12 protein-coding genes are annotated in these 7,886 nt (G+C 71.8%); 6 read left to right on the forward strand and 6 right to left on the reverse strand.

Annotated elements, in window-relative coordinates:
- Window positions 1-103: 103 nt before the first annotated feature.
- On the reverse strand, window positions 104-940 hold the full coding sequence (locus OGL88_RS12550; protein WP_263091592.1) for an alpha/beta fold hydrolase: 837 nt from the start codon (window positions 938-940) through the stop codon (window positions 104-106).
- 206 nt (window positions 941-1,146) lie between these two features.
- Here OGL88_RS12550 and OGL88_RS12555 point away from each other — a divergent pair, with 206 nt between their 5' ends.
- Window positions 1,147-1,461 carry a hypothetical protein gene (locus tag OGL88_RS12555; RefSeq protein ID WP_263091593.1) on the forward strand — a complete coding sequence of 105 codons (315 nt, stop codon included), beginning with the start codon at window positions 1,147-1,149 and terminating at the stop codon, window positions 1,459-1,461.
- A 23-nt stretch (window positions 1,462-1,484) separates the two neighbouring features.
- On the opposite strand, the gene OGL88_RS12560 is transcribed toward OGL88_RS12555, so the two are convergent.
- On the reverse strand, window positions 1,485-1,817 hold the full coding sequence (locus tag OGL88_RS12560; RefSeq protein ID WP_263091594.1) for a hypothetical protein: 333 nt from the start codon (window positions 1,815-1,817) through the stop codon (window positions 1,485-1,487).
- A gap of 104 nt (window positions 1,818-1,921) precedes the next feature.
- Here OGL88_RS12560 and OGL88_RS12565 point away from each other — a divergent pair, with 104 nt between their 5' ends.
- The 3 genes from OGL88_RS12565 (at window position 1,922) to OGL88_RS12575 (ending at window position 4,129) form a co-directional block, all read left to right on the forward strand.
- Complete coding sequence (locus OGL88_RS12565) at window positions 1,922-2,857, forward strand: AraC family transcriptional regulator (protein WP_263091603.1); 936 nt, start codon at window positions 1,922-1,924, stop codon at window positions 2,855-2,857.
- Window positions 2,858-2,981: 124 nt separating this feature from the next.
- On the forward strand, window positions 2,982-3,563 hold the full coding sequence (locus OGL88_RS12570) for a DapH/DapD/GlmU-related protein (protein ID WP_263091595.1): 582 nt from the start codon (window positions 2,982-2,984) through the stop codon (window positions 3,561-3,563).
- A gap of 149 nt (window positions 3,564-3,712) precedes the next feature.
- Window positions 3,713-4,129 (forward strand): VOC family protein, encoded by a 417-nt coding sequence (locus OGL88_RS12575; RefSeq protein ID WP_263091596.1) that lies wholly within the window; start codon window positions 3,713-3,715, stop codon window positions 4,127-4,129.
- Here the strand turns inward: OGL88_RS12575 and OGL88_RS12580 are convergent.
- The 3 genes from OGL88_RS12580 to OGL88_RS12590 all read right to left on the reverse strand — a co-directional run bounded on the left by OGL88_RS12580 (window position 4,110) and on the right by OGL88_RS12590 (window position 6,249).
- Complete coding sequence (locus OGL88_RS12580; RefSeq protein ID WP_263091597.1) at window positions 4,110-5,069, reverse strand: methyltransferase family protein; 960 nt, start codon at window positions 5,067-5,069, stop codon at window positions 4,110-4,112. The two genes, OGL88_RS12575 and OGL88_RS12580, sit on opposite strands and share 20 nt — an antisense overlap.
- 42 nt (window positions 5,070-5,111) lie before the next feature.
- Window positions 5,112-5,249 carry a hypothetical protein gene (locus tag OGL88_RS12585; protein ID WP_263091598.1) on the reverse strand — a complete coding sequence of 46 codons (138 nt, stop codon included), beginning with the start codon at window positions 5,247-5,249 and terminating at the stop codon, window positions 5,112-5,114.
- A 100-nt stretch (window positions 5,250-5,349) separates the two neighbouring features.
- The gene (locus OGL88_RS12590) at window positions 5,350-6,249 is read right to left on the reverse strand and encodes an SDR family oxidoreductase (protein WP_205462284.1); all 900 of its coding nucleotides are present in this window, start codon (window positions 6,247-6,249) and stop codon (window positions 5,350-5,352) included.
- A 108-nt stretch (window positions 6,250-6,357) separates the two neighbouring features.
- Between OGL88_RS12590 and OGL88_RS12595 the strand changes: the two genes are divergently transcribed.
- Both OGL88_RS12595 and OGL88_RS12600 read left to right on the forward strand, forming a co-directional pair.
- On the forward strand, window positions 6,358-6,696 hold the full coding sequence (locus OGL88_RS12595) for a DUF3140 domain-containing protein (protein WP_205462285.1): 339 nt from the start codon (window positions 6,358-6,360) through the stop codon (window positions 6,694-6,696).
- Between the two features lie 35 nt (window positions 6,697-6,731).
- Entirely contained in the window at window positions 6,732-6,986 is a 255-nt protein-coding gene (locus OGL88_RS12600) for a DUF7218 family protein (RefSeq protein ID WP_263091599.1), read from the forward strand.
- On the opposite strand, the gene OGL88_RS12605 is transcribed toward OGL88_RS12600, so the two are convergent.
- Window positions 6,980-7,886, reverse strand: a 907-nt coding sequence (locus OGL88_RS12605) for an alpha/beta fold hydrolase (protein WP_308202624.1), incomplete at its 5' end; no start/stop codon positions are given. The genes OGL88_RS12600 and OGL88_RS12605 overlap by 7 nt on opposite strands.

Raw genomic sequence — 7,886 nt, forward strand, 5'->3', positions numbered from 1 at the left:
GGACCCGCGCACGTGGCGGACGGGAGGCCCGTGGCGGATCCGCCACGGGCCTCCCGTCCGCCTGTCGGTCGCGCCCACTGCCGCGGACGCCGAGCGTTCCGCGCTACTTCGCGAGGAACTCCAGCACCACGCGGTTCCACTCGTCGGGGTGGCTGACGTTGACGCCGTGCGGACCACCGGACACGACGTGCAGCTCGGAGCCGGCGATCGCGGCGTGCGTACGGGCACCCGAGCCCTCGAACGGCACGGTCGCGTCGCCGTCGCCGTGGATGACGAGCGTCGGCACGGTGACCTTCGACAGGTCGTCACGGAAGTCGGTGTTCGCGAAGGACGCCATCGCCTCGAGCGCGGCGGTCTTCGACGCCTGCTTCGCGAGCGTGAGAGCCTGCTGCCGGTCCTCCTCGGAGACGACCAGGGTGCCGTCCACCGAGAAGAAGTCGGTCGTGAACTGGTCGTAGAACGCGTCCTCGTCCTTCGTCAGGCCCGCGGTCATCTCGGCCGCCTGCTCCTTCGGCAGCGGGCCGTCCGGGTTGTCCGACGTCTGCAGCAGGTACGGCGGCACGGCGGAGGCGAAGACGACGCTGTGCAGCCGCTCGGTGCCGTACTTCGAGAAGTAGCGGGCGACCTCGCCGCCGCCCATCGAGAAGCCGACGAGGGTGACGTCCCGCAGGTCGAGCTCGGTGAGGATCGTGTGCAGGTCCTCGGTCAGGTGGTCGTAGTCGTAGCCGGTCTTCGGCTTGTCGCTGCGACCGAAGCCGCGACGGTCGTAGGTGACGACGCGGTGTCCGGCGTCGACGAACGCCGGGACCTGCTTGCTCCAGGACTCGCCGGAGAGCGGCCAGCCGTGGATCAGGACGACGGTGCGGCCGGAGCCGCCGGTGTCGTCGACGTGCAGGTTCGTGTCCTTGAAGAGCCCGTGGTGGGCGGTGATCTCGGTCAAGAGTCGCTTCCTTCCCGCGCCGCACGGGTGGCGGCACGCACCTCGTTGCTACCAGCGGGATCCCGAGCGACAGCGCGGAGTGGACAGACCCCTCGGCGCCGTCTCCGGGTCCGCTGTCTGTGACGCATCCGGCGACCACGGCCTACTGTCCAGCAGGATCAGGGAACCGTCACCGCGGCGGGTGCCCCTCGTCACGAGGAGCACCGATGAAGTACGTCGACTACGCGGGAGCCGTCCGGGTCCTGACCGGCGACGCCGTGGCCGACGCCGTGATCCGGTACGCGGCCGCCCTGCACCAGAGCCGGTTGAGCGACGTCGTGTCGGTTCCGACGACCGACGAGTTCGGCGCGGCCAGCACGGTGGAGCTGCTCCTCGCACCAGCGGTGGCGGTCGCCCTGGAACCGGCGCCGGACGACGACCTGGAACCCGAGGGCGGGGCGTTCCTGGCTGACCTGAGCCGACGGACCGAGGCGGTCCTGGCGGTCGACGCCAGCAGGTTCCCGACCGACCTCGGCCGGTGACGGCCGCAGCGACCGCGCTGCGGTCAGGTGACCGGTCCGTCGCCCGTCAGGTCCGAGCGGGTGTCGGCGTGGATCGTCTCGGGGTGGTCGAACGTCCGCGCCGCCGCCCGCAGACGTTCCACGAACTCGCCGTTCTCGACCTCGAGCTCGTCGTCGTCCGCATCGACGACGACGATCTCGCTCGACGGGCCGATGAGCATCTTCGTGGTCGTCATCGTGCCGTCCTCCGCCACCGTCGGGATCGCGATCGCATCCGCGCGGCTGCCGCCTGCGAGCGCTGCGGCGTACTCGATCACGGCGTCGGCGACGTCGTCGCTCGTCAGGAACGTGGAGCGGTCGTACTGGATGTACTTCATGTCGGATCAGTCAAACGCGCGGATCCTGGTCGACGTCCAGGAAACCCGGCGCGTCGTGCGTTGCGCGGATGCCGACATGTCGCGAGGATCATCACGTGCCCGAGATGATGCACCGCACGCAGCGGGAGATCAGGACAGACGAGCCGTCGGTCGCGGCCGAGGCGCTGTCGGTGACCCACGTGACCCACGGACTCACCGTCGAGGCGACCGGAGCGGGCTTCGTCTTCGAGGAACGCGTGCGGGGCACCGCCCTGCTCTCCCTCGAGTCGACGCGGTGCACGGGCGCCCTGAGCGGCGCGGTCGAGCCCGGGCGGGCGATGATGATCGTCTGGGTGAAGTCCGGTTCGGCGCACGTCGACGACAACCCGGTGCAGATCGGCCGCCCGGTGCTCTACCGACAGGACCCGCAGCGGTTCCGGTGGATGGACTTCCAGCACGACGTGCTGCGCATCGACCGGACGATCGTCGAGCAGGTCGCCGCCGAGCGCGGTGACTGGGCGCCGGGTCCGCTCGAGTTCCGTCCCCGACACGTGCCGGAGGGTGCGCCGCTCGCCGCCTGGTGGCTCATGGTCCGGTCGGTCGCGCAGGAGGTCCTGCAGGGTCCGACGGACGTGCCGCTCGAGCGGGAGCGCGAGCTCGCCCGGTTCGCCGCCGGCGGCTTGCTGACCGCGATCCCGCACTGGCCGGTGGGGCAGCACGAGCCGGTGATGGCGTCGACCGCGCGCTTCGCCCGTGCCGAGACGTTCCTGCTCGACCACGCGACCGAGCAGATCACCGTCAACGACGTCGCCGAGGCCGCGGGGCTGAGTGTCCGCGGGGTGCAGGCGGCGTTCCAGCGGCACCACGGCATCACGCCGACGATGTACCTGCGTCGGATCCGGCTCCTGCTCGCCCGGGAGCAGCTCGAGGCGGGCGACGACCGCAGCGTCGCCGAGATCGCCCGGGCGACGGGGTTCGCGCACCTGGGCCGGTTCGCCGGGAGCTACCGGCAGGAGTTCGGGGAGCTGCCACGGCAGACGGCGCTGGCGGCGCGGGAGTAGCGGTCCGGGGCATTACCGCAAGGATCACGCAACGGCCCGAGAGTCCGTTGTCGGTCTCCTGGGGAGCGCTTACGTTTCCGGTGTGTGGTGTCGCCGCACGACTCCCTCGAGCCCAGGAGGCCGCATGGCCACGCCAGCCGTCCCCGTCCCCTCCACGTTCTCCCGACGCCTCCGCGAGGACGTCGCGCACGCCCGGGAGCACGTCCTGCTCACGGCACTGCTCGGCTCGCCGTTCCTGCCGCGGGTGGTGCGACGGCTGCTGCTGACCGCCGCGGGCGCCCGTGCCGAGTCGGCTCCCGGCCCCGGGTTCTCGCTGACCGGCGACCCGCGCAACCTGTCGGTCGCGCGCGGTGTCTACTTCAACCGCGGGACGACCATCGAGGCCATCGCCCCCGTCAGCATCGGTGCGAACGCCGCGATCGGCATGCAGGTCCTCATCATGACGAGCCACCACGCGATCGACGCCGACGGCCGGTGGAGCGACACCGCGACCGGCCGTCCGGTCGTCATCGAGGACCGAGTGTGGATCGGCGGCCGTGCGACGATCCTGCCCGGCGCCCACATCGAGCACGACGTGGTCGTCGCGGCCGGCGCGGTCGTGACCGGGCGCCTGCTGGCGCACGGCGTCTACGCCGGCGTGCCGGCGAAGCGCATCCGTGACCTGGCCGGGGCGGACCCGGCCACGGACCGCACCGAGACCGCCTGACGGCCTGGAGGCCCGTGGCGGCGCCGCTACGGGCCTCCAGGCCGCATCGCACGCCCGTCCAGGGCACCGTGCCCTTCCGCGGGCACGTCGCGTCTGCGACGATGGGCGCGCAGCGGGTGACGACGCCCGCCCGTCGTGAGGAGTCCACCGTGTCCGTGCGTCTCAACCCGTACCTCGGCTTCCGCTCGGGGGCCCGCGAAGCCCTCGACTTCTACCACTCGGTGTTCCACGGCGAGCTCACGATCGGCACCTTCGGCGAAGCCGGCATGAGCCAGGACCCCGCCGACGCCGACAAGGTGATGCACGGGCAGCTCGAGGGCGAGAACGGCCTGCTGCTGATGGCCTCGGACGCGCCGACGGGCATGCAGACCCCGTCGGAGAGCACGATCTCGCTCTCGCTCAGCGGCGACGACACCGAGGCCCTGACCCGCTACTGGAACGGACTCGCCGACGGCGCGTCGATCATCGAACCGCTCACGACGGCCCCGTGGGGCGACACCTTCGGGATGCTCACCGACCGGTTCCGGGTCACGTGGCTCGTGAACATCAGCGGCCCGGCGAGCTGACGGGGACCGGGCCGACGCTCGCCGCGATCGGCCACCGCGGCACCCAGCACCGGACACGGGCGGCGTAGCGGCGGAAGTCGTCGCCGAAACGGGCCTCGAGGTCGGCCTCCTCGAGCGGTCGGACCACGCAGTTCCACACGATCGACCCGGCGAGCGCGTAGGCGACGACCATCCACGACCCGAGCAGCAGCCCGACGGCGACGCCCTGCGTGATGCCGGCGAGCGCCATCGGGTTCCGCACCGAGCGGTACGGGCCGGCGACGACCAACCGGTTCGCACTGGCGGACGGCAGCGGGGTACCAGCGCCCTTCGTCGACATCGCCGCCGCCGACGCGATGCCGAGCGCGCTGGCGAGCGCGAGGACGACGAGCCCGACCACCAGCAACGCGGTCACGACCGGTCCGGGCAGTGCGGGGTGCAGCCGCCAGCGGTGCTCGGCGACGGCGATGCCCACGGGGAACACCCCGAGGAACAGCCCCCAGAAGACGACGATCTGCACGGTCGTCGCCACCACGTGCCGTGACGTCGCGGCACCCGGGTCGGCGGTGCGGAACCGCAGCGGACCGGACGTCGACCACTCGGTCGGTACCCGGCCGAGCAGGACGAGGGCGAGGGCCAGCGCGGAGCCGACGGCCGCCGCGGTCATGACGACGACGCCCCAGCCGGCCTCACCGGTGACGGTCGCCCAGACGACGAGGCCGGCGAGGACGAGGGCCGTCCACACGGTGGCCACGGTCGCCGCGATCCGCCCGACCGTGCCCGCCGAGACCGCTGCGAGCGCCGAGGCGCCGACGAAGAGCGGGACGTCGAGGGCCGCGACGACCACCGGGTCCAGCGAGCCGAGCGTGAGCGTCCGGACGGCGGGGACGGTCGCGACGGTGATCCACCACGCCGCGCCGCCGAGGGCCTGCAGTGCGAAGTAGAGCCGGCCCCAGGACACGTCTGCACGCTAGCAGGGCGACGCGCTGCGCCGGGCTGCGCCTCAGTCCTGGCGGTTGATCTGCCCGAGCCACCGGCCGAACGCCGGAGTGCGGGCGTCGTGCAGCTTGGTCAGGACGGGCTTCGCCGTGCAGGTGCGCTCGTCGACGATCGCTGCGCCCTTGTGGGGTTCGAGGCTCATGGTGTGCTCCTTCGTGGTCTTCGTGATCGGTGCAGAGTTCGACAGCGGGCGGGTCCGATCCATTCCCACCCGCTGCCGTGGAGTCGGCGTGCGGTCCCGGTCAGGGCGTGACCATGCCGCCGTTCACGTTGAGCGTCTCGCCGACGACGTAGCTCGACTCGTCCGAGGCCAGGAACACGTAGGCCGGTGCGAGTTCGGCTGGCTGCCCGGCGCGCCCCATCGGCGACTCGCTGCTGCCGAACTCGGGAAGCGTCGACGGGTCGACGCCACCGCTCGGCTGCAGGACCGTCCACGTCGGCCCGGGCGCGACGACGTTGACGCGGATGCCGCGCGCGACGAGCAGCTGGGACAGCCCCTTCGACAGGTTGTTGATCGCGCCCTTCGACGCCGCGTAGTCGAGCCGGTCGGGTGCCGGCTTGTACGCCTCCATCGACGCCGTCGTGGTGATCGTCGCACCGGGTTCCAGGTGCGGCAGCGCCGCCTTGACGAGGCGGAACAGCCCGAAGACGTTCACGTCGAAGGTCGCCTCGAACTGGTCGTCGGTGATGTCGAGCACGTCGGGCTGCCAACGCTGCTTGCCGGCGACGCTCACCAGGGCATCGAGACCGCCGAGTCCGGCGACGGCCTGGTCGACGAGCTGCTGCGCGTACGCCTTGTCACGCAGGTCGCCGGGGATCGCGACGGCGGTGCGTCCGGCGGCACGGATCTGTTCGAGGACGTGGTCGGCGTCGGACTGCTCCTCGGGCAGGTAGGCGATCGCGACGTCGGCGCCCTCGCGGGCGAACGCGATCGCGACGGCACCGCCGATGCCGGAGTCACCGCCGGTGATCAGGGCCTTCCGGCCGGCGAGCCGACCGGTGCCGCGGTAGCTCGTCTCGCCGAGGTCGGGCACCGGGTCCATCTCGGACTGGAGGCCCGGCTCGTCCTGCGTCTGCGGCTCCGGCTGGACGTCGGGGTAGCGCGTGCGCGGGTCGCCGTGTTCGTACTGGTCGGTGGGCATGCGAGTTCCTTCCTGCTCGTGCCTCCACGGAACCCGTCCCGGCTGGACGGCGGCGGAGCGCCATCCGCCCTGCGCACCCGTCCAGGCCCGCGGGGTTGCCTCGGGACCATGAGTGACGACGACGACCTGCAGACCGAGCGCGACTTCTCCGACGCGGTGAACATGACCGCGTCCGAGCTGAAGGAGTGGTTGGGCACCGACGAGTCCAAGCAGGTCGGGCAGAAGCCCCCGGGCGGCGGCGAGTCGACCGGTCACGAGAGCGGGCGGCACATCATCCGGATCCTCGAGAAGCACAAGGCCGATCGCACGGACGACGACCATGCCCACATGCGGAAGGTGGTCGGCTACGTCGCGCGCCACGCGCAGCAGCGACCGGACGGTGACGTCCACGACACCCCGTGGCGGTGGTCGTTGATGAACTGGGGGCACGACCCCGAGAAGCGCTGAGCGTCTCCACCGGGCCCGGCGTACCGTGGCCGACCATGCCGAACCAACTCAAGAAGCCGGACATGTACGAGGAGCTCCGCAAGGAGGGCAACTCGAAGGAGAAGGCTGCGCGGATCAGCAACGCCGCTGCCGCCCGCGGCGAGGAGGCGGTCGGGAAGAAGGGCGGCGAATCCGGCTCCTACGACGACTGGACCGTCGCCGACCTCCGGAAGCGGGCGAAGGAGCTCGGCCTGACCGGGTACTCGTCGAAGCGCAAGGCCGAGCTCGTCGAGGCGCTCCGGGATCACTGACCGAGGTCGGCGACCGCGTCGATGCCCTCGGCGATCTCGGCCGCGTGCGTGTGGTGCAGGTAGTGCCCGCCGTCCAGCAGGACGACCTGGCCGTCGGCGACCGACGCCGCCTGCTCACGGTGCAGGCGCTCCCACCCCGGCACGTCCGGGTCGTCGCCCACGACGAACAGACGGACCGGCAGGTCGGTGGGGAACGCGAGGCTGCGGGCGTGCCGGAAGTTCGCGCCGAGGTGCTCGTACTCGTCCAGGTACGTCGCGCGCATGCTGGTGCGGTGTGACAGCAGGGTCATCTGCTCCTTCTGCGCATCGGTGTAGGGCAGCCCGGCGTACGCGTCGCCGGACACGGCCGTGAGCACGCGGGCGAGCCCGGTGGTCTTCACGAAGCGGAACAGGCCGGACCCGACGGCCTCGTCGATGCCGGGCTGCGTCGGCACACTGCTGTCGATGCCGACGAACGCCTGCACCTCGTCCGGGTACGCGTTCGTGTACTCGAGCGCGTAGATCCCGGCGACCGAGTGCCCCGCGAGCACGTACCGGTCGATGCCGAGCGTCGACAGTGCCTGGTGCACCTCGTCGACGATGTTCGCGTTGGTCCGGGGTCGGTCGGTGCCGTCGCTCAGGCCGTACCCGAGCGGCTCGACGACCACCACCCGGTGCGTGTCCTGCAACCGGTCGACGAGTGGGGCGAAGTCGATCACGGGGGATGCCGTGCCGAAGCCGGGCAGCAGCACGACGGTCGACGCCCCGGACCCGGTGACGGCGACGTTCACCCGGCCGCCGGTGACGGGGACGAGTTCGCCGTAGGGGCGGATGTCGTCCCGTTCCGTCGCGGTCGCGATCGCGTCGTAGGTGGCCGTGCCGCCGAGCGTCAGGGCCCCGAGACCGACGAGCCCGACGAGC

Source organism: Curtobacterium sp. RIT-PI-V (assembly GCF_025642935.1).
Lineage (GTDB): Bacteria > Actinomycetota > Actinomycetes > Actinomycetales > Microbacteriaceae > Curtobacterium.